This is a genomic window from Limnoraphis robusta CS-951 (assembly GCF_000972705.2).
In genome coordinates this window covers 1-20,722 of sequence record NZ_LATL02000273.1, presented here as the reverse complement: position 1 = coordinate 20,722, position 20,722 = coordinate 1, and the positions used below count along the sequence as shown (strand labels likewise).

Genomic DNA, 20,722 nt, shown 5'->3' with positions numbered 1-20,722 from the left:
TAGAGGGAGAAATCCCGAAAAGCAAGGTTGCTCGTAGAGCCAGGAAACCCCGTCAGTGATGATGGGAATCCACCTCCATAATCTTTTGATTTGGAGGTGGAGGATGTCAACTGATTTAACATTTTGAGTAAAAAGAGCAAGTTAAAATACGATCTCTTCCCCACTTGCCCAAATCCTTGTAGAATAGTGAAGATTTATCTAAGATTTCTGTGACTGGGGTGCTTTTTATGATGAAGTTGACCCAATAAGGGGACTGAGCATCAAATTTGAAGCGTCATCCTTTGAAATGAGGGTTGACAAACGCGCAATCGTGAGGTAGGGAACGTCGTCAACGCATTAAATTAACAGATCAATGATTCAGAAGCACTCGCTATCTTTTCTCACACAGGCTTTAGTTGGCACTCTGGCGGGTACATTAATCGGTTGTTGGGTGTTACGTTCATCAACCGCAATAGCGGGTGCAGTGTTGGGAGTGGTTCGCTCTGACAGTGCAGCCGATTGGAGCCAGATTGAAGGGCGGCTGAAAGCAAGCCAGGTAAATTATACAACTGTTGATCTCGATAATATTCGTAGTATTACGGATTTAGCAGGTATTCAAGTTCTGTTTTTACCGAATGTAGAAGTCTTGAAAACAGAACAGGTCAAGGTCATACAACAATGGGTTAATCAAGGGGGAAAATTAATCGCTAGTGGGCCGATTGGTCATAAATCAACCCCCTTAGCCCGTCAACTTTTGAGAACACTTTTAGGTTCCTATTGGGCTTTTCCTCTCAGTGGCCCTGCTCAACCGGAAGCGAAAAAAAGTGGCTGTCGAGAACAAATCTGTCGTGACTTAACGGAATGGTCGCCGACTGTTGCAACTGAGGGTATTGTTAATGGGGGTGTGCTAATTCCCTCGAGTCTGGAAAGCTACACCGCCGGAACTTGGCAGGGAAGTGGCGGTTCACCCTCGGTGATTACAACTCGCAGTGCAACTTACATCGGTTGGCGTTGGGGAAGTAGTGAAGGGGCAGCAGATACCGATGCTGTCTGGTTACAAGCGGCTGTTAACCGTTATGGGGGCAGTGTTAATAATACTTTTACGGCAAATACTCCAACTCCAGTTCAACCTGCTTTTACCAATCCGAGCAATTCTTCAGAAGCGAATAATACCTCAAATTCGTCTCCAGTTCAACCCCGAGTGAGTAATCGCGATCGCAACTCAGAAGCGGATAATACTTCAAATCAGCCGAGAGTGAGTAATCGCGATCGCAATTCTGAAAGGAATAATACTTCAAATCAGCCGAGAGTGAGTAATCGCGATCGCAACGCTGAACGAAATAATCGCAACAGTAATACAGCACCTGTACAGACTGATGGCGATCGCTCTACAACCAGCCAACGGACAGCAAACAGTCGCAACTCTCGACAACAACCGGATAATAGACAAACTCCGAGATCTCCAGAAGTTCCGCCAACTCCGGCAGCTTCTAGTAGAGGATCATCTTTGATATCAACTTTATCACCGGGTTCAACTCCAGGTGTACCGGAAACCTTTATTGATCCGTCTGATCAAGTCGCTCCTGCTGGGTTAAATGTTACACAAGGAAACGACCCCATCGATGAAGTGATGGCAGTCACCATGCGACAGGAATTGATGAACCTGTTAGGACGGTTTGAAAATGCCCTGGTTGCTGGGAATTCTAGTAGTACACCTGTGAGTCTAAAAGTTGCTTCGACTCAACTCAACGAAGTGGCTCAAACGAATACCATTGATAATAAATCGGCAAACGAGGTGATCGCCTATGTACAACAGGTTCTCAAGGACTTTCCGCAATTAGTCGCCCAACAAAACTGGGCTGCCGCCCGACAACAATGGTTAGAAGCTCGGAAAAAACTCTGGGAAAATTATCCCATTGATGGGGAACGGGCGGGGGCTGAAATTCGAGCGGTTTGGTTGGATCGCGGTACTATTGTCAAGGCACGGAATGAAGCGGGACTGGCAAAAATCTTTGACCAACTTGAACAGGCCGGAATCAATACTATTTTCTTTGAAACGGTTAATGCCGGATATCCTGTCTATCCTTCACGAGTTGCACCGCAACAAAACCCGTTAACTCGGGGTTGGGACCCTTTAGCCAGTGGTGTTAAATTGGCTCACGAACGGGGGATGGAACTCCACGCTTGGTTGTGGACGTTTGCCACAGCCAATCAACGTCACAATGCCTTAGTGAACCAGCCCAATAGCTATTTAGGGCCTGTTCTGACTGCTCATCCTGACTGGGCAAATCGGGATAGTCAGGGTCGAGTTTGGCATGAACGGGATGGTAAAGCTTATCTCGATCCGGCAAATCGGGAAGTTCGGAGTTATATTTTGCGGCTTGTTGGAGAGATTGTCTACAACTATGATGTTGATGGCATACAACTTGACTATATTCGCTATCCCTTCCAAGATCCGAATCGCAATTTTACCTTTGGTTATGGTACTGCTGGACGAGAACAGTTTCGTCAGTTAACTGGGGTTGATCCGATATCGGTTAGCCCGAGAGATACTCAGTTGTGGTCTCAGTGGGTTAACTTCCGAGTTGAACAGGTGAATATGATGGTCAAGGAAGTGTCTCAGTTCTTGCGACAGCAATATCCTGATGTCATTTTCTCGGTGGCGGTATTTCCCCATCCTGAACAGGAACGTATTCGCAAGATTCAACAACATTGGGAGATTTGGGCGGAACAGAACGAAGTCGATTTAGTTGTACCCATGACCTATTCTCTGGATACGAACCGTTTACAGCGCATTACTCAGCCTCTAACGAACTCTAACCGTCTGGGTGCGACGTTAATTGTGCCGTCGGTGAAGCTACTGGATCTTCCTGAAATTGTGGCGATTGATCAGATTCAGGCGTTACGAGATTTATCTACGGGTGGGTATTCTATTTTTGCCGTTGAAACGATTGGTCATCATTTACAAGCCTTTTTTCGCCGCACTCAGGGATGTGCGAATCAAAGTTGTCGTTCGAGCGCGATTCCCTACCGTCAACCGTTTGTAGCTGCGGCTGAACGGTATACGGCTTTGAAACGGGAATGGAGTTTTCTATTAGCAAATGACCGTTTATGGATTCGAGAGAATGAACTGGAAACCTTGGATAAAAAAGCGGAGGAATTGGCGGAAGCGTTGAATTTATTGGCAAGCAATCCTTCGGCGGAAAATTTCAACAATGCTCAACGTTTACTGACTGGGTTTCGAGATCTGTTTCAACGTTCAATGCGTCTGCAAGCTTTAGAACAAGGCTATCAAGTTGAAAGTTGGGATAATCGATTAGCGAGTTTGGAGATGTTGCTGCGTTATGGTGAACGGGTGGAGTTAAACCGTCGTTAACAAAAATCTGGCAGGCTATCTTGCAAGAGGTTTACAACAGTGAACAGTAAACAGTGACCAGTAAACAGTGAACAGTGACCAGTAAACAGTGAACAGTGAACAGTAACCAGTAAACAGTGAACAGTGACCAGTAAACAGTGAACAGTGAACAGTGAACAGTAACCAGTAAACAGTGAACAGTGAACAGTAACCAGTAAACAGTGACAACTAATAACTAATAACTGTAAACTGTAAAAACTGTAAACTGTAAAAGCTGGTAACTGTAAACTGTAAACTGTAAACTGTAAAAGCCCGCCCTACACAATTATGATTAATTAAAGTGCTTCTAAATCGGTTTCACCTGTACGAATGCGGATAATTTCTTCAACTGATCGGATGAATATTTTACCATCACCAATTTGACCTGTTTGCGCGGCAGCAATTAATTTTTCGACAACGAATTCACAAGCTTCATCTTCAACAACGATTTCTATCTTCACTTTGGCATGAAACTCAATCACGTGTTTGACGCCTCGATAGGATTCGGTTTGGCCTTTCTGGCGACCATACCCCCGCACGTTGGTGACGTTCATTCCGACAACTCCTGCGTCCACTAATGCCGCAGCTACTTGGTCAAACTGCACGGGACGGATGAGGGCTTCTATCTTTTTCACTTCGGGCAACTCCTGAGAATTTATGACTCTATTTTCTGTATCTTTCATAACAGATTTTTAACAGAAGTTTTTTGTTGAAATATTAAACTAATCGTTCCAAAAATGGTAAAATGATGATGTTTCATCCCAAACACAAGTCATGGCAAGGCATAAGGAGTTTAATCGCGAAGAAGTTCTAGCAAAGGCGATGGAGACGTTCTGGCGCTATGGTTATGAGGGGACGTCGGTGCAGGATTTGATCGAAAGCATGGGGATTAACCGAGGCAGTCTGTATGATACTTTTGGGGATAAACGGTCTTTGTTTATCGAAGCGATCGCCCATTATGATGAGACGGTGGTTCGTTGTACGATCGCTCGTTTAGAAGCCCCAGACGCCTCGAAGCCAGCAATTATTGATTATTTTCAGAGTTTAGTGGATCGGATGGTTGCAGACCCAGATCGTCGGGGGTGTTTTGTGACGAACACAGCCGTTGAACTCTGTCCCCATGACCCCGATACCGCCAAGCGGATCGCCAAGAACCTCCAGCGTATTGAACAGGCGTTTTACAGGGCGTTATCTCGCGCCCAAGAAAAAGGGGAAATTCCAGCCAACAAGAATTTACAAGCCCTCGCCCGTTATCTGACGTGTAATTTACAAGGGTTGCGGGTCATTTCTAAGGTTAATCCCGATCCGCAAATCTTGCAAGAGATCATCGAAATCCTCCTCTGTGTCTTAGAATGAGGAGATTTGATCAAAATACTTGACTATTCGTTCCAGAATTGCTATTCTAAAAATATGAAAAACCAATTCCCGGGTTTTCCAAGTCGTCTTTCAAGAGTGAGTTACGGCGAAGGGTTCTATTTTTTTGAGAAAACTGGAACAATCGTTCAAAAAATGGCGAATTATGATGAATTTGACTCAAGAACTGCAAAACCGACAGAATAAAGGTCGAGAAAATCATCTGTAATAGATAGAAACGGTTCAGGATGGTTCATAGCTTTGTTAAAGCAAATTATACCAAACCTCAAGACCCAAAAAACATTCCACACCCCATTGAAAAATCTTCCTGTAGCCGTATAATCACCCTGAGACGGGGAATGGTACAGCCAGACCCCACCCCAACTTTAGGAGGAACTGAATCATGTCAGAGGCTGAAAAATATATTACATTAACCGATGAAAACTTTGAAATAGAAGTTCTCAAAAGTCCTATTCCCGTTGTGGTTGACTTCTGGGCGCCTTGGTGTGGCCCTTGTCGGGTAATGAATCCAATTGTTAGTGGATTAGCGGCTGAATTTGACGGAGTTGTAAAAGTCGGCAAGTTGAATATTGACGATTATGAAGAACTCCCAACCCAATATCGAATTGAAGCGATTCCGACGCTGTTATTTTTCAGTGAAGGAGAAGTGATTTATCGAGTTGATGGTGTGGTTGATCAGTCGGTCTTGTCAAATAAAGTTCAAGAATTAGTTGATCAAGTTTCATCTGCAAATTCCCTCGCTTAATTAAAGTCTAGGAAGGCTGATTTTAGCCTTCCTGAAAACCCTCTACTTTGTCCTTCACATCTCAATATTTAGCCATGAATAACAATCTCAACTTGTTAAAACCTGTTCAACTGGGTGCTTACAAACTCTCTAATCGTATGGTGATGGCACCTTTAACTCGGATGCGGGCAAAAGCAGGAAATGTGCCTCAAGAAATGAATGTAGTTTATTATAGTCAACGGGCTTCTGCGGGGTTAATTATTAGTGAAGCAACCCAAATTTCACCCCAAGGATTAGGCTATCCGAATACACCCGGAATTCATTCAGCCGAACAAATAGAAGGATGGCAAAAAATCACTGAAGCCGTACATGATCAACGGGGAAAAATCTTCTTGCAATTGTGGCACGTTGGTCGGGTTTCTCATCCTTCATTACAACCGAATGGAGAGTTACCTGTAGCGCCGAGTGCGATCGCCCCTGAAGGGATGGTAAATACCTTTTCAGGAGAGCAACCCTATGTGACACCGAGAGCGTTAGAAACAGAAGAAATTCCGATGATTGTTGAACAGTATCGTCAAGCCGCACAAAATGCAATGCAAGCGGGATTTGATGGGATAGAAGTTCACAGTGCTAATGGATATTTACTGGATCAATTTCTCAGGAATGGTTCCAACAAACGCACGGATCAGTATGGCGGTTCTATCGAAAACAGGGCGCGTTTTTTGATGGAAGTTTTAGAAGCAGTTACAAGCGTTTGGGATGCGGATAAAGTGGGGGTGAGGTTATCTCCCAGTAGTAACTTCGGAAGTATGTTTGATTCGGATCTAGAGGCTTTGTTTAATTATGTTGTCTCTGAATTGAATCGGTTTAATTTGGCTTATCTCCACATTGTTGAACCCAGAATTCAAGGACATGAAATTATTGAAGATGATGAAAATGGGCTAGGGGCGCGTCATTTTCGGTCAATTTATCACGGAACAATTATTACAGCAGGAGGGTATACCCGAGAAATGGGAGAAGCCGTTTTAGAACAGGGTGATGCAGATTTAGTCGCCTATGGTCGATTATTTATTGCTAATCCTGATTTACCGAAACGATTTGCGTTAAATGCACCGTTAAATGAATATGATCGCTCAACATTTTATGGCGGTGATGAACGGGGTTATACAGACTATCCTTTTCTTGATGAGTCGGAAGTATTGATGACAGTTTAATTTGTTTTTGGATGGGTATTGCTCATCCTCTGACTTGAAAAAACATTACACTCACAAGAAAAATATGATTGACCTTTACACGTTTACAACTCCCAACGGACGTAAACCTGCGATTATGTTAGAGGAAGTCGGACTTCCTTACAATTCGATTAAAATTGACATCAAAAAAGGTGATCAATTTAGTCCAGAGTTTGTGGCGATTAATCCTAATAGCAAAATTCCGGCAATTGTTGATCAAGATACAGGAATTACGGTATTTGAGTCCGGGGCTATTTTGATTTATTTAGCTGAAAAAACAGGTCAGTTATTGCCCTCTGAACCAGCGAACCGAATTAAAGTAATTGAATGGTTAATGTTTCAAATGGCAAGTGTTGGGCCGATGTTTGGTCAGTTGAGTCATTTTCGCAACTATGCACCCGAAAAAATCCCTTACGCAATTGAACGATACGAGAAGGAAACCTTGCGGTTATTTGGGGTATTAGACGGAGAATTAGCCAAGCAAGAATTCATCGCAGGAGACTATTCAATTGCTGATATTGCGACTTATCCTTGGGTGGCTGCTTATGAATATTTAGGCGTGACTTTAGATAACCATCCAAACTTAAAACGTTGGGTAGAAACGATGAAAAATCGTCCGGCTGTTCAAAAAGGAATGGCTGTATTAGCTGAGTAAATGTTAAACTTTAGGGTGGGATTTATTGTCCTACCCTAGCTGTTTATTCAAATTACCATGAAAACTGAAAAACAAAAAATGTTATCAGGGGAATTATACCTGTCAAATGATCCTGAACTAACGGAGGAACATCAACGCGCTTTTCGGCTGATTCGTTTGTATAATGCGACAACTGAAACTGAACTGGAAGAACGACAAAACCTTTTAAAAGAATTATTCGGAAAAGTCGGTAAAAATGCTGTTATTACTCCTCCTTTTTATTGTGATTATGGCAGTCATATTTATGCAGGGGATAATTTTTATATGAATTTTGGTTGTGTGATTTTAGATTGTAATACCGTTCATATTGGAGATAATGTTCTCTGCGCTCCCTACGTTCAAATTTACGCCGCTCATCATCCCATTGATCCGACAATTAGATTAACCGGAAAAGAACTCGCTACCCCCGTTAAAATTGGGAATAATGTTTGGATTGGAGGCGGTGCTATTATATGTCCGGGTGTGACAATTGGAGATAATACAACGATAGGCGCTGGGAGTGTGGTAACGAAAGATATTCCTGCAAATGTTCTCGCCGTTGGCAATCCTTGTCGGGTAATTCGAGAGTTATCTTAAGAGTCTTATTTCAATAGTGCATCAAATTGGTATAATATTATTGAGTCAATCTAAAACACGAGTTTTTCTATGACGACCTTACCAGAAATTGAAGCCGCAATTAAACAACTTTCAGAAAATGATGTTCGCCAACTCTCCGCTTGGCTGCAAGAGTATTTAGATGAGATGTGGGATCAACAAATTGAAGCTGATTTAGTATCAGGAAAGTTGGACAAGCTTATTGCTAAAGCAGAAGCCGATATTGCAGATAATAAAGCTTATGAAACAATGCTAAATTAACTGTATATCCTTCGTTATTTATCATTATAAATTATACAATGTTTTAAACCAAGTTACAAAGGTTTGTGCTTTGGGATGTTTTGGATTTAAGATGCGTTCCATAATCGCATTATGTAGGGGTCTTCCGGGTGGATTTTGCCATCCTAACCAAGTGTAAATATAGGCTTTATCACAATGAACATCTTTGTAAAGTGCGCCTTTATTCTTCGCTTCTTTGGCGACTTCTTGAGCGTATTTCCAAAGGGGTTCGCTTTCATCCCCAACCAAATAAGCTAAAAACGTCTCTAACATTCCTCGCATTTGGTTATCCGGCATGATCCAAACTCCAAATTTAATCCCATCGGAAGTGTTATGAATGAGTCCGGTTTCGGGGAGATTTTCAGGAAGATCGGGAATACTGGGAAGACAGGAGTTTCTGACACTTTGCCAGCGTCCTAAAGGGTTATCATCAGCATCAACCATTATCCCTAACGCGACTCGTCCAGATGCTTTTAGGTGGGTAGAAATTAACACCGGATCGATGAGTTTTTTATCACCATGACAAACCTCAATCTCAACAATAGGGTTGTTTTTTGTTCCCCAATTCACTCCATTTGCTTCTATTAAATAGGGTATCGTTCGTAGATCCTGTTCGCCTTCAACTAAAAGCAAATTTTTGTGTATTTTTGCCATGTTTAACGAACCTCAATTTCCCGTTCCGCAGCCATAACGATTTCTTTTTCTGTAAAGACAACGCTTTTTTGTTTCCCCCGTTCAATGCGATGAATTGTAATTCCATCTTCTGCTGCATCTTCTCGATTTGCAATGCTGGCTAAACTCGTCCAACAGTCACTATTATGGGTTGTTGCAAAGACTTGAACATCCAGTTTTTTTGCAGCTTCCCAAATCAATTTCCACAGATCAGACATCGTAGAATAATGTAATCCAGTATCAATTTCATCGACTAATAAAACTCCTCCTTTAACAGAGGCTAACGCCAGTGCAAGTCCTAACATTCGCCAAATTCCATCTCCTAAACTTCCAATGGGTATCCGTTGTTGTCTATCAGAAAGGAGTACAACAAAACCACCCCGTGAAGTTGAAGATCTGTAGATTTTAGAACCAAGAGATGCAATACGTTCAATTGTAGGTTCAATTGTTTGCAGTGCTTCGTACACCAGTTTTTCTTCAGGTGTTAATACAATATTATCAAAAAGTGAAATCATCATTTCAATAGATAAAGATGAAGACGTAATAAATTGTGTGAGGGGAGGTGTTTTTTTATTGGATAAACTCAAGCGATTGATACGAATAGATCGGTCAGACAAACCTCCATTAGAAGATAAAAGCCGCTCCCAATTTTCTGGATCTTGATTTTCGTAATTCCACCGAATATTAAAACCAAGTTTAACCAATTCAACTGAATCATTAGCGGATAAATTTTCATAACTTAACTGCTCATCTGATTCGGAATCAGTTTCTAATTCGGAAGTAGAGAGAATTGAATGTATTGAGATAGTAACTTTTTTTTGATAACTTTCATCCTGACTTGAAATTGAAAACTGGCTATCAATATCAATATCATGTCCATGAAAAAGATGACGAATCTCAAGTTCTCTTTCAGTTCTTATATTATCATTTGTTAAAGAATACTCTCCTCTTTCAATCATTGTTTTAAACAGAGGCTCAAGATTAGTTCGAGAACACAATAGAAATTGAATTGCTTCTAAAATAGATGTTTTTCCACTATTGTTTTTACCCACCAACAGATTAACTCGACCGAGTGGCTGAAGTTCAAAGGACTGAAAACCTCGAAAGTTTTCTATTTTTAGAGTCTTTAACATAATTATGCCACCTCCAAATATGCAGATATTTAAACAAACTAATAGGATTAATCATTACTCTATTCTAATACAATTTGTCCCAAGCATTTTAAAATTTTCAAAACTTCACCTAACTCATGGTTTCGGGGAAATAGAGAAAATGTTCGGGAAATATCGTATTGTGAAGTATCGCTTTTAATCAGTTTGAGGAAAATAAATTCATCGCCATTTGTCGCCAAACCAAATGTTGGAGAATTGGCTTGAGGATTTGCTAATATATAAGCCAGTAATTGAGGAAGTGCGGCTAAAACGGGAATACTGTTTCGTTTAGATTCTACGGTTAAAATCCACAGTCTATTTTGCAAAATTAAAGCATCAATAAAACCTCTAATTTTTTCATCGGGATCATCAAGTTATAATTCAACTCCATAGGGGGAACGAATGCGGAACGGAGGATCGAGAAAACCCGCCAATTCTAACAGGGGAGAAACGACTATTAAATTAACCGTACCTTCCAACAATAAATGATCGACTCTATGATAGTCATAACGCCGCTTTATTCGCTCTATTCCTGCTTGTTCCTGCTCATTTAGAGCGGGTAAATCTTCCGTCCACTCCTGAAAAAAATCATCTTGATTTGTTTGATATAAACCGAAGCGAGTTTGCAAATCGCTGAAACTTTTGATAACATCTGTAATTCCCGTACCCGTAACCATAGATTATAATTTGTAGTCTGCTATCAACAGTTTAACAGAATTAAGCTCGATCCCATTTTCCCAAAACATAATATTTAAAATGTTAAATAAATTGATATAATTACGCGATCGCCTGCAAAAGACGTTAACCTATTTGTGAGTACAAGAATCAATAATATTTTCCTGATGTCATCAAATACTAATCCTCTGGCTGTATTTGTTCCCTGGTTGCATATGCACCAACCGCCAATTTGGGTCGGTCACGGTTCAGATGCTAAACTGATTGGGAATTTAGAAAAAATGCTCAATAGTGAACCCAATTCCGAGGAAAGTTGGAATTCTCGATGGTTCGCTCAAGCCTACAAAAACCCGGCTCGTTATGTTAAGAATCTGAAAGCTGAGGGTTTAAGTCCTAGAATTATGGTAGATTATTCTGGAGTTTTGTTAGAAGAATTAGCGAAACTTTCGAGTAATGGTCATTTTGATCATCTCGAAGTCGATGGAGAAATGATGGGGGATGTGATTGGTTTATGGCGAGAGGTTTTAAGCGAACATTCAGAAGCGGTTGAATTTACGGGAACCGCTTACAGTCATTGTTATTTTCCGGCAACGCCTGAACGAGATCACGAAGCCCAAATTATGGAATGGCGGCGAGTTTTTGCTGATTTATTTGGAACCGAAGCACTCTCAAACGTGCGGGGATTTTGGCTACCAGAAATGGGAATGACGGGGGAACCTTCAGAGGCGTTGCGATTAATTCGCTTGTTAAAAAAATGCGGTTATGAGTGGATTATTTTACCTCATTCTGCTTTAGAATATCCTCAAGAGTGGAGTACCCCAGAAGTTGAAAATCGAGTGCATTGGTTAGTGGTAGAATCTGGGGGAGAATCTGAACGAATCCTCTGTGTTGTCCGCGATACTGACATGGGAATTCGTCAACAAAGTGGTCAAAATACCGATGGATGTATTCAAGATATTCGCTATCGAGGAAATACGTTAAAATCATCTAATATTCCGCCTTTAGTTGTCCCCACTTCTGACGGAGAAAATGGCAATGTAATGATGTTTGAGTATTTCAAAAATTCCTTTGTTCCCCTGTTTCGAGAGTCACACCACTGGCCGGATATTGCCTTTATGACCGTTAGCCAGTATATTGATAACTATGCTAAGAATCCGACAACAGAAATTCGCCTCAAACCTACGGGCGGATCTTGGATTGGCGGACATCAAAGTTGGAATGAAGGAGACTTGCGCCAGGGGGTTTTGAAAGCGGTTGAACGGTTGAGTCAAGCTTGTGAACGACAAGCAACAAATTCATCGTTGTCTGATGAACAAAAACGAGCCTTATTATTGTGTGAAACCAGTTGCTTTGTCTATTGGGGTTCGGAGTTTTGGGCGCAACAAGGATATCAGTGTTTAGCTTGGGCGGAAGGTTTAATTGCTGAAACTGTTCATCAATAGCTTGGTGAAAAATCCAAAAACCGCTACAATCTAAATGAGTTTTATAGATTCAATTGAATTATGGGGCGGTTCAAAAAACGTTTTCAGCTATTCCGTTTGTGGTCTAACGATGAAAAATTCATCGAACTTTTAGAAAATATTGAGGTCATCATCTCCAAAATTCTCTCTTTGGCGATGGTGGCTTTGATTATTTCTGCTACGGGTCATTTACTGGTTTTCTTATTTAGAGAATTACTCTTTGATCCAAATCTCATCTTTAAAAATACTCTTTTTGAAATTTTTGGATTATTTTTAAATTTGTTAATTGCACTAGAACTTTTAGAGAATATTTCAGCTTATCTGAGAAAACACGTTATTCAAATAGAATTAGTGATTGTTACTTCTTTAATTGCAGTAGCACGGAAAATTATTCTGTTTAATCTTGACAAGAATAGCGGTGTTGATTTAATGGGTTTAGCGTTGGCTTTATTTGCTTTAGCCATTAGTTATTGGATTATTCGACGCACGAATGCTAATCGTGATGATTATCATTAAAAAATGCAAGCGTCTCCCTTGCTAGAGAACGATTTAGTTAAACTTTTTGACAACGATTTCAGTGACAAGAAACGCTATAATACAAAATTACTAACTTTTGAGGAGAAACTTGAATGACTTATTTTTTTCAATTTGAAGATGATTTTGTCGCTTCTTTGCGCTGTATTCCGATGATTGTCCGCTATAAACTCGATACCTGTGGGGTGAAATTAAAATTAGCCCATTGGAATCATTTTCCACAAACCGAACGTCAAACCTTAGTTGAACAACCGACAACAACACCCTCAGACATCCAAAGTTATCGGAATTTACTACAACAACTCGCCGAAAAATATACCGATATTCCCCTCAAAGATTTACCTGTTGAGGAAAATCCAGCTTGGTTAGATTGTCAAACAATTCCTGAAACCGTTCAACAAAAATCAGAAGAAACAGGCGTTAAACTTACTCTTGAACAGTGGCAAAACTTAACACCTGTTCAGCGATTTGCCTTAATTAAACTCAGTCGCCCTAGTCACGAAAATCACAACTTTTTACCCGCTTTGAAAGAATTCAATATCGTTTAAACGGCTAAATTCAATCAATGAGTCCAACAGGAGGTGTAATTTCAACTCGACCTTTTTCCACATCGACAACCGGAACAATTTCCTCAACAAAAGGAATCAAGACAGTTTTCGGTTTCGAGGGACGTTTTTTGCGGGGAGTTGAGGGTTCATCCGAGGAAAGTGAATCAGAATTTTCTTCTAAAGTTTCTGAAGTTTCTACTGCTGACGGATACAGTTCAACTTCTAACAAATCATTTCCCGCCGGAACTAAACTGATGACAACCCCAATCACTTCTTCATTGAGTTGGTTGAACACTTTCAAACCAATCAAATCCTCTAAATAAAACTCATTTTCTTCTAAATGGGGGCGATCGCTTTTTGACACAAATAAAGTGCTATCCCGCAAGGCTTCCGCCTGTTCTCGATTTTCAATCCCTTCAAATTCAACCACATACAGACTCTTACCGGGAATCAGACGACCCCCCAAAAGTTCTATCGGTTGGGGTTCAGACTGTCCAGGTTGAAGCAACCAACGGGTTCCGGGTTCAAGAAATCGTTCGGGGAAGTCAGTATTGGGATTAACCCGAACTTCACCATATAATCCTTGGGCGGCAACAATTTTACCAATTTCAATCCACTCAGACATGATAAGATTTCTACACTTGCAGAATCAATAAATTGAATGAATATATGGGAGCAGGTTTTCTACTTTGGAGTTCTCGGTCGTCTATGAAGACTATAAAAGGTTCGACGGCGATCCGATTATTTTTTTTACGAGTCCGTAAACTAGCTGATCCAACTCCCAACCCATTCACCCTTGGGGGCTGGATTATCATTGTATCAATTATATTCTCTCCGAACTTAACTTTGGCGGCTCAGACTTCAATTTTCTCGATACAACCAACGCTTATCCCCATCGCCCAAACGCCAGTTTCTAGAGAAGCACAGAATATTAACAACTCGATTCAAACTGAAGTTGATAACGCTTTTCGTCGCACACTTTCGGTGGTGAATTTGCTGCTGATTCTATTATTAGTGCTTCCGACATTAGCTGCTTTTGGGGTTTGGTTTCTGCTTTCTAAATTATCACAGCAAACTGTTTTAGCTCAACAGGAAATCGAAAGTCTCAAAGCGGATGCGTTGTCTGAGGTGGAAACCCTGATTTCTGACGCTCAAGCTATTTTATATCATCTTCAACAAAAAAATACAGAATTTGATCAGTCTTTTGAAACGTTGAAAGCACAATCAAATTTTCAACTGCTTCAACCTGTTTCTCCCGATACTCAACAAAATTCTCAACTCGCCCAGGATTACGCCAAACAAGGGGATAAATTTTTTACCCAAGGCTGCTATGATGAGGCAGTTCAGGCTTATGATCGCGCCTTACAACTCGATTGTCATGGGGTAGAAGTTTGGAATAATCGCGGTGTTGTTTTAACTAAACTACAACGATATCACGAAGCGATCGCCTCCTATGAAAAAGCCTTACAATTGCGCTCTGAATATGCGGATGCTTGGAATAATCGCGGTGTAGCCCTCGGGAAAATGAAATATTATGAGGCGGCGGTTTTGTCTTATGATCGAGCGATTCATTTAAAAGAAAATTATGTCGATGCTTGGAATAATCGCGGGTTTGCTTTGGCTCAACTTCAAAGATATGATGAAGCGATTACTTCCTATCAAAAAGCGGCTCAACTCAATCCAGAATTTTATTTAGTGTGGTACAATCAGGCGCGTTGTTATGGAGTACAGCAAAAAGTTGATTTAGCTTTAGAAAGCCTAGAGAAAGCAATAGAACTTAAACCGACTGTTGTTCGGAATTTAGGCAAAAAAGAGGCGGATTTTCAATCTTTAGTGAATGACGAACGTTTTCAAGCGTTAATGCAAAATAAGAGTTGATTTGGAGTCAAATGTTAGTCCGTAATCTGATTCAATTAGCTTGGTTATTTTCTCTCGTTTTTCTGGGTTCTATTGGCTTTCAGAGGGGTTTATCTGCTCAATCTTTTCTGCAACAATCAACGTTAACAGAAGTTCAAGCCGAAATTGCTCCGACGGTTCGCCGTCTAACTCCTGTTCTCAATACTTGGATTGTCATTGCTGTTGTCGTTTCCACTTCAACGGTGACGACTGTTTTAGTTTTGGTGGTGATGTCGGTTCAAAATCTCTCACAAACTCGCCAAAATATTGATAGAACTAAACAGGATGCTGTCAATGATCTCAACAAGAGTTTATCAGAAGCTCAAGCTCTTGTCAATGATCTTCAATATTCTATCCAAACGAGCGAATATAAAATGAAGACAATACCCTTTAAAATCATCTCTTCTTCTCACAAAGAATCGGAATAACTCTTGTTATTTTGACAGGGAAATCGCTAACGGTTCTCCCTGTAAATGTCGTATAATAAAATTCACGGTTTCTGTGTTAACCCATCCTTTCAAAACTGCTATTTCTCCAAATCGTAAATCCGTCTGAAGCTGTTCGTCTAAAATCGCCTGAATTTGTCTATCATTGATAAGTCTAGCTAATTTGAGATACTGTCCAATCCGTTGCTTGGGCTGACTTCTCATCTGGGGTAAACATTCAGCAAAAAAATCGATGGTTTCTTGTTTTAACCATCCCTGATAGGCGATAATTTCTCCAATTCTCATCTGTTTATCAGTCGCTTGCTGAATTTCTAATGCTCGAATTACTTGAGATTCAGAAATCAATCCAGCTTTCTTCAAAAGATAACCTAAAGGTAAAGGATTAGCAGGCACTGAAGGCTTTAAACTCTCTTGAAGCGGCTTATTTTTAAGTCCAATTTCTATCAATGAAACCGGTGCCGTAATTGGCCATAAACAGGTGACGAACAGCAACATTCTCCAGGAATTGTAATCGCTCAGAGAAGCAGTAGAATCATTAAGAAACAATTTAAACCAAATCAAAAAGGCAATGAAGCCTCCAATTGAGTAGCTGACTAATAGGGAAATCATAAAATTATCAATGTGTTCAGCTCACAGAATAATATCTCTTGACAATTGGTGTTCACGACTCAGCTTACAGAATCCTAGAGAAAGAATAGAACAAGCTCTAATTCTTGGCTATTCTTGTCTCTGTTAAAAATAAATTCTTGAGCCGAGTCTTTTGCCTAAAGCTCCTGATTCGTCATTTTTGAGCTTTAACACTTGAGACTTCTCGTTTTCTTGAGAATTAGCTCAAGTATTGATAGGGGAACTGTGATCGGCCATAATAAAGTCGCTAATACCAAAATAACCCAAGATACACTCTGATCTTCAGGAAAATCAGAATAATCTAAAAACAGCTTAAACCAAATGCAAAAGACGGCAACCGCACCAATCCCATAGTTCAGTAGTAGTATTTCCATCGGTCTTTCAAGAGTAGATATGTTCTGTTGCTCGTCAGCTTTCTAGCTAGAAGTCATGGCTAATTTAACTGTTTTATCTAGCCAGAAGGCCATATAATTGTAAACCCCTCTAACTCATGTTAGCATAGGTTTCCAGCCTTTTAAATTCAACTTTTGTAAAGGCAATGTTAAGCTTCTGTAAAGCTAATGCGGATAAGCGGAGAAGTCTCACCAGATTAAATCTGATCATCGATCTCTGTTTTGCTGGACATCGTTGCTAAAGATGCGGGTTTAATCGAGATTGACTTTTCCATAGTAACGCGGCTACGGGTTCGCATCGTTGTCAGTTTCAGTATGGATGTGGGAATTGTTATTGGCCAACAGAGAGGTGCAAGCAACAAAATAATCCAAGATATGCGGTCATTGAGAGGAGTTGTGGGGTCATTCCAAAACAGGGTGAACCACATCCCAAAAGCAGCAAATGCAACTACAAAGTAATAGGTTAATACAGTGTCCATAAAATACCTTCTGATCATAACTCTTGAACAAGGGCAGCTCTGAACATCTCAAAACCTTGAAGTTCAAAGCTAGACTCATATCCCAGTCTATCTACGGGAGGTCCCACTCAGTTTATGCACCCTAATTTTTCGCTCTAATATGATCTCTATCAGCTTAGACCTTTTTTATATGGTTTTGAACTCAGGATTTTTCGATGAGACTTTTCTCATCTTCACAAAGAATAACACCACCGTGTTATCTGTTTATACAATTGATGCTCCCTAGTTAAGCAGAAAATATTTTATTAGGTGCGATTTTCATCAAATTAAGTTGATGTTTTTTCCCAAAATAAGGGGGTATTCAATCCGTAAATCCCTCTTGAGTCAGTTGTACCAAAACTCTTGAGGTCAAGGATACAGCCCATTATGCTTACCCTAACTTAACCCATAGGCTATCACCAGTTCTCTATCTTAAGACAGAGATCTTGTGGAGCTTTTGTGATTGTCACATTTTTGATCAAATGCTCAAGAAAAGAGGGGACTAGCACCGGAGAAATTCAACAGACTTCTCAACGATTTTGTGGAACACGTAGCTAACCACAATCAATAACTAGCCCACACTTTTTAGAGCTTAAAACGTCATGCTCACCGACCTTTAACAGTCAGTTCTGTTACAGATTTTAACATTTTCAGGCAGTCTCATCCGAAGATCCGCTTTCTAAACTTCTCGCTAGAAGGGCGTCCCGAGCTTGTTCGCGATCATCAAAATGAACCTTCTCAGTTCCTAAAATTTGATAATCTTCGTGACCCTTTCCGGCGATCAAAACCCCATCTCCCGGTTTCGCCTCTAAAATAGCACGCTGAATGGCATGGGCGCGATCGCACATCACGATGGGTTCGACCTCTAAAGTAATCCCGGCTAAAATATCCTCTAGAATTCGGTTGGGATCTTCTGTGCGAGGATTATCCGAAGTCACGACCACCACATCCGCGAGATCTGCGGCAATTTTCCCCATTTTCGGGCGTTTCGTGCGATCGCGATCTCCCCCGCAACCAAACACACAAATCATTCGCCCCGGAATAAATGGACGAGACGCCTTCAACAAATTCTCCAAACTATCAGGGGTATGTGCATAATCAACAATCACACTAATATCCTGCTCTGGACTGATTTGCACCCGTTCCATCCGTCCCGGTACACCTGGAAATTGGGGTAAATTTGTGATCATCGCCATTAAATCTAGTCCCAGCGCCAAACCTGCACCAAGAGCCGCCAGTAAATTCGATAAATTGTATTGACCCACCAACGGCAACTCAAACGCCGCTTCACCTTGGGGGGTATGTAAAACTCCGGTCACGCCATTGGGTTGATAACTGAGTTGATCGGCCCATAAATCTGCGGTTGAGTCGTTAATGCTGTAACTCCAAACTTGATGGGGTTCTAAACGTTCAATTAAACGTTTTCCGTAAGGGTCATCCGCATTAATCACCGCCCGACCTTTGAGGTATTGAGGACTAAACAGCAACGCCTTCGCCTCAAAATAATCTTCCATCGTCGGGTGATAATCGAGATGGTCTTGCGTCAGGTTGGTAAACACCGCCACCTCAAAGGGACATTCCAAGACTCGTCCTTGGTGGAGTGCATGGGAACTGACTTCCATCACGCCATACTGACAACCAGCTTTCACAGCTTCCGCTAACTTTTGTTGGAGTTCTACCGCAAAAGGAGTGGTATAGGCGGCTGTTTGTTGAGAACCTAACCAACGAGTGTAGAGCGTCCCAAACAAAACAGTAGGTTTTTCCGCCAGATCCAACAAATATTCAATCAGATGAGTGGTTGTGGTTTTGCCGTTGGTTCCTGTTACGCCAACCAGTTTAAGCTGTTGAGCCGGATACCCATAAAAAGCGGCTGCAACTTGAGCGCAAGTGGTCGTCATATTGGCAGTAGGAATGACACAGGGAAGTTCTGTGTTTTCGTTTGGGGTGAGCGGTGTTTTCTGTGCCGCCGCTTGGGAGACTAACGCCGCGACTGCACCGTTGGCGAAAGCTACAGGCCAGAAATCCCCGCCATCAACTCGGGTTCCCGGCATTCCAATAAACAAATCCCCGGTTTGACAAGCATGGGAATTGGTGGCTAACCCTTTGACTTCTTTCTCAAAAGCCGGATGGGATTTTAATTCAGACAGATCGGCAACTTTTGCGAGTAACTCCTTTAATTGCATTACAACTCCTCACCAACAGATTAGGTTTAATTTTGCATGATAATGGCAAATGAACAATTTCTGAAACAGAGGGTTCGGTTAATCAGTCGAATTGACTCTAGATTTTTTTTCTGATTCCGCCTCTGCATCTGCTTTATAAAACTGATATAACGCGGTACAAACCGTGTTAATGTTTATTTCCTGCATCACCCCGGACTGTCGGCAGCACCCGGTCAGACAGGCATTTCACCAAGAAGCCCTCGGCATAACCTTCTAAATTCAGGCTGGCATTCAAATCACGGTCAATGCTTACACCGCAATTATTACAGTTGAAAACTCGTTCTTTCAGAGCTATTTCTTGAACGTGACCGCAATTTGAACAGGTTTTAGTTGACGGATAGAATCTATCAGCAAACACTACTCTTGAACCGTACCACTCAGACTTATACTCAACTTGGCGACGAATTTCAGAAAGAGCAGAATCAGCAATAGCACCCGCTAACTTGTGATTTTTTAACATCCCAGAAACATTCAAGTCTTCTAACCCGATGACTGCGTGGTTTTTGCATAGCCATGAGGTCAATTTATGAATTGTATCTTTTCGGATGTTAGCCACTCTTTGATATGCTTTTGCGAGTTTCAGTCTAGCTTTATTCCTGTTATTTGAACCCTTCTGTTTTCTAGAGAGTTCACGTTGAAGTCTAGCCAGATTTTTTTGAGCTTTTTTGTGGGCTGCTGGATTGGCAAAAACAGTGCCATCTGAACAGGTAGCTAAGACCTTAACTCCAACATCAACACCCAGGTATTCTCTTGATTTAACAGTCTGTTCTGGCTCAAATTCGTAAGCGACAGACAGATACCAAGAATCAGCTTTACGGCTTATTGTGACTCGTTTGGTTTGAATTTCAGGAAGGGCTTCGTAAGTGTTAACCCATCCAATGAAAGGAAGCTTCAATCTCTTCCCCGAAAACCTCATTACCTTGCCACAGTTATCAATCGTAAAGCTATCGTTTCTGCCTTTTTTCTTGAATTTAGGATGTTCAGCAATGCCTTGAAAAAATCGGCTAAATCCTTCTCCCAAGTGCATGAAGGCAAATTGATAAACTCTAGAACTTAGCGTTGACTGCCAGGAATATTGAGGTTTGACGTGATTGGTGTAGAACTTTTTTAGCTTATTCGCAGAAGGTTTTAAACCCTGTTTGTAAGCTTCATTCCACATCGCTAACGCCCAATTCCAAACCCACCTAGAATATCCCGCGTGGGTCGCCATTAAGGTTCTTTGACGGTTGTTAAGTTTGAGTTGGGTTTGAAAGGCTCGTTGCATAGATCTATTATCTGATCTTACAGATAGTACCGTTTTGTACCATAAATCGTCTACTAAGTTACTTCTCT

General features: G+C 41.2%; 22 protein-coding genes. 12 read left to right on the top strand and 10 right to left on the bottom strand.

Features of this window, described 5'->3' with window-relative positions; translation table 11 throughout:
- The first annotated feature begins 352 nt into the window (after positions 1 to 352).
- Complete coding sequence (locus WN50_RS23210) at positions 353 to 3,355, top strand: family 10 glycosylhydrolase (RefSeq protein WP_053221584.1); 3,003 nt, start codon at positions 353 to 355, stop codon at positions 3,353 to 3,355.
- A gap of 314 nt (positions 3,356 to 3,669) precedes the next feature.
- Here WN50_RS23210 and WN50_RS23205 read toward each other — a convergent pair whose 3' ends face one another.
- On the bottom strand, positions 3,670 to 4,008 hold the full coding sequence (locus WN50_RS23205) for a P-II family nitrogen regulator (protein WP_046280795.1): 339 nt from the start codon (positions 4,006 to 4,008) through the stop codon (positions 3,670 to 3,672).
- Between the two features lie 139 nt (positions 4,009 to 4,147).
- On the opposite strand from WN50_RS23205, the gene WN50_RS23200 reads away from it, so the two are divergent.
- The 6 genes from WN50_RS23200 (at position 4,148) to WN50_RS23175 (ending at position 8,252) form a co-directional block, all read left to right on the top strand.
- Positions 4,148 to 4,729 carry a TetR/AcrR family transcriptional regulator gene (locus WN50_RS23200; protein WP_046280792.1) on the top strand — a complete coding sequence of 194 codons (582 nt, stop codon included), beginning with the start codon at positions 4,148 to 4,150 and terminating at the stop codon, positions 4,727 to 4,729.
- 400 nt (positions 4,730 to 5,129) lie between these two features.
- Entirely contained in the window at positions 5,130 to 5,492 is a 363-nt protein-coding gene (trxA, locus tag WN50_RS23195; protein ID WP_046280791.1) for a thioredoxin, read from the top strand.
- Between the two features lie 74 nt (positions 5,493 to 5,566).
- The gene (locus tag WN50_RS23190) at positions 5,567 to 6,685 is read left to right on the top strand and encodes an alkene reductase (RefSeq protein WP_046280790.1); all 1,119 of its coding nucleotides are present in this window, start codon (positions 5,567 to 5,569) and stop codon (positions 6,683 to 6,685) included.
- 64 nt (positions 6,686 to 6,749) lie between these two features.
- Positions 6,750 to 7,358: a glutathione binding-like protein gene (locus tag WN50_RS23185; protein WP_046280789.1), complete on the top strand. Its 609-nt coding sequence runs from the start codon at positions 6,750 to 6,752 to the stop codon at positions 7,356 to 7,358.
- A 57-nt stretch (positions 7,359 to 7,415) separates the two neighbouring features.
- On the top strand, positions 7,416 to 7,973 hold the full coding sequence (locus tag WN50_RS23180; protein WP_200906343.1) for a sugar O-acetyltransferase: 558 nt from the start codon (positions 7,416 to 7,418) through the stop codon (positions 7,971 to 7,973).
- Positions 7,974 to 8,042: 69 nt separating this feature from the next.
- Positions 8,043 to 8,252, top strand: a complete 210-nt coding sequence (locus WN50_RS23175) for a hypothetical protein (protein ID WP_046280787.1) — start codon at positions 8,043 to 8,045, stop codon at positions 8,250 to 8,252.
- A gap of 24 nt (positions 8,253 to 8,276) precedes the next feature.
- Here WN50_RS23175 and WN50_RS23170 read toward each other — a convergent pair whose 3' ends face one another.
- The 4 genes from WN50_RS23170 to WN50_RS35470 are packed head-to-tail and all read right to left on the bottom strand — an operon-like array spanning position 8,277 to position 10,770.
- A complete protein-coding gene (locus tag WN50_RS23170) occupies positions 8,277 to 8,924 on the bottom strand; it encodes a DUF3226 domain-containing protein (RefSeq protein ID WP_046280786.1) in 648 nt (215 codons plus the stop codon).
- Between the two features lie 2 nt (positions 8,925 to 8,926).
- On the bottom strand, positions 8,927 to 10,075 hold the full coding sequence (locus WN50_RS23165) for an AAA family ATPase (RefSeq protein ID WP_046280785.1): 1,149 nt from the start codon (positions 10,073 to 10,075) through the stop codon (positions 8,927 to 8,929).
- 59 nt (positions 10,076 to 10,134) lie between these two features.
- Positions 10,135 to 10,422, bottom strand: coding sequence for a hypothetical protein (locus WN50_RS35475; protein ID WP_342586778.1), 288 nt, complete (start codon positions 10,420 to 10,422; stop codon positions 10,135 to 10,137).
- A 45-nt stretch (positions 10,423 to 10,467) separates the two neighbouring features.
- Positions 10,468 to 10,770 carry a hypothetical protein gene (locus WN50_RS35470; protein WP_200906341.1) on the bottom strand — a complete coding sequence of 101 codons (303 nt, stop codon included), beginning with the start codon at positions 10,768 to 10,770 and terminating at the stop codon, positions 10,468 to 10,470.
- Between the two features lie 165 nt (positions 10,771 to 10,935).
- Here WN50_RS35470 and WN50_RS23155 point away from each other — a divergent pair, with 165 nt between their 5' ends.
- The 3 genes from WN50_RS23155 to WN50_RS23145 all read left to right on the top strand — a co-directional run bounded on the left by WN50_RS23155 (position 10,936) and on the right by WN50_RS23145 (position 13,310).
- A complete protein-coding gene (locus tag WN50_RS23155) occupies positions 10,936 to 12,210 on the top strand; it encodes a polysaccharide deacetylase family protein (RefSeq protein ID WP_046280784.1) in 1,275 nt (424 codons plus the stop codon).
- Between the two features lie 60 nt (positions 12,211 to 12,270).
- Positions 12,271 to 12,744 carry a phosphate-starvation-inducible PsiE family protein gene (locus WN50_RS23150; RefSeq protein WP_046280783.1) on the top strand — a complete coding sequence of 158 codons (474 nt, stop codon included), beginning with the start codon at positions 12,271 to 12,273 and terminating at the stop codon, positions 12,742 to 12,744.
- 113 nt (positions 12,745 to 12,857) lie between these two features.
- The gene (locus tag WN50_RS23145) at positions 12,858 to 13,310 is read left to right on the top strand and encodes a nitrate reductase associated protein (RefSeq protein ID WP_046280782.1); all 453 of its coding nucleotides are present in this window, start codon (positions 12,858 to 12,860) and stop codon (positions 13,308 to 13,310) included.
- Between the two features lie 10 nt (positions 13,311 to 13,320).
- On the opposite strand, the gene rimM is transcribed toward WN50_RS23145, so the two are convergent.
- Positions 13,321 to 13,935, bottom strand: coding sequence for a ribosome maturation factor RimM (gene rimM / locus WN50_RS23140; RefSeq protein WP_046280781.1), 615 nt, complete (start codon positions 13,933 to 13,935; stop codon positions 13,321 to 13,323).
- Positions 13,936 to 14,018: 83 nt separating this feature from the next.
- On the opposite strand from rimM, the gene WN50_RS23135 reads away from it, so the two are divergent.
- Positions 14,019 to 15,188: a tetratricopeptide repeat protein gene (locus WN50_RS23135; protein WP_235441101.1), complete on the top strand. Its 1,170-nt coding sequence runs from the start codon at positions 14,019 to 14,021 to the stop codon at positions 15,186 to 15,188.
- Positions 15,189 to 15,199: 11 nt separating this feature from the next.
- Positions 15,200 to 15,634 carry a hypothetical protein gene (locus WN50_RS23130; RefSeq protein ID WP_152964909.1) on the top strand — a complete coding sequence of 145 codons (435 nt, stop codon included), beginning with the start codon at positions 15,200 to 15,202 and terminating at the stop codon, positions 15,632 to 15,634.
- A gap of 6 nt (positions 15,635 to 15,640) precedes the next feature.
- On the opposite strand, the gene WN50_RS23125 is transcribed toward WN50_RS23130, so the two are convergent.
- The 4 genes from WN50_RS23125 to WN50_RS23105 form a co-directional block, all read right to left on the bottom strand.
- Positions 15,641 to 16,261 carry a hypothetical protein gene (locus WN50_RS23125; protein WP_053221583.1) on the bottom strand — a complete coding sequence of 207 codons (621 nt, stop codon included), beginning with the start codon at positions 16,259 to 16,261 and terminating at the stop codon, positions 15,641 to 15,643.
- 607 nt (positions 16,262 to 16,868) lie between these two features.
- Complete coding sequence (locus WN50_RS23115; protein ID WP_046280778.1) at positions 16,869 to 17,150, bottom strand: hypothetical protein; 282 nt, start codon at positions 17,148 to 17,150, stop codon at positions 16,869 to 16,871.
- 668 nt (positions 17,151 to 17,818) lie between these two features.
- On the bottom strand, positions 17,819 to 19,351 hold the full coding sequence (locus WN50_RS23110; RefSeq protein WP_046280777.1) for a UDP-N-acetylmuramoyl-L-alanyl-D-glutamate--2,6-diaminopimelate ligase: 1,533 nt from the start codon (positions 19,349 to 19,351) through the stop codon (positions 17,819 to 17,821).
- Positions 19,352 to 19,517: 166 nt separating this feature from the next.
- Positions 19,518 to 20,654 carry an RNA-guided endonuclease InsQ/TnpB family protein gene (locus WN50_RS23105; RefSeq protein WP_049560898.1) on the bottom strand — a complete coding sequence of 379 codons (1,137 nt, stop codon included), beginning with the start codon at positions 20,652 to 20,654 and terminating at the stop codon, positions 19,518 to 19,520.
- Positions 20,655 to 20,722: the final 68 nt, after the last annotated feature.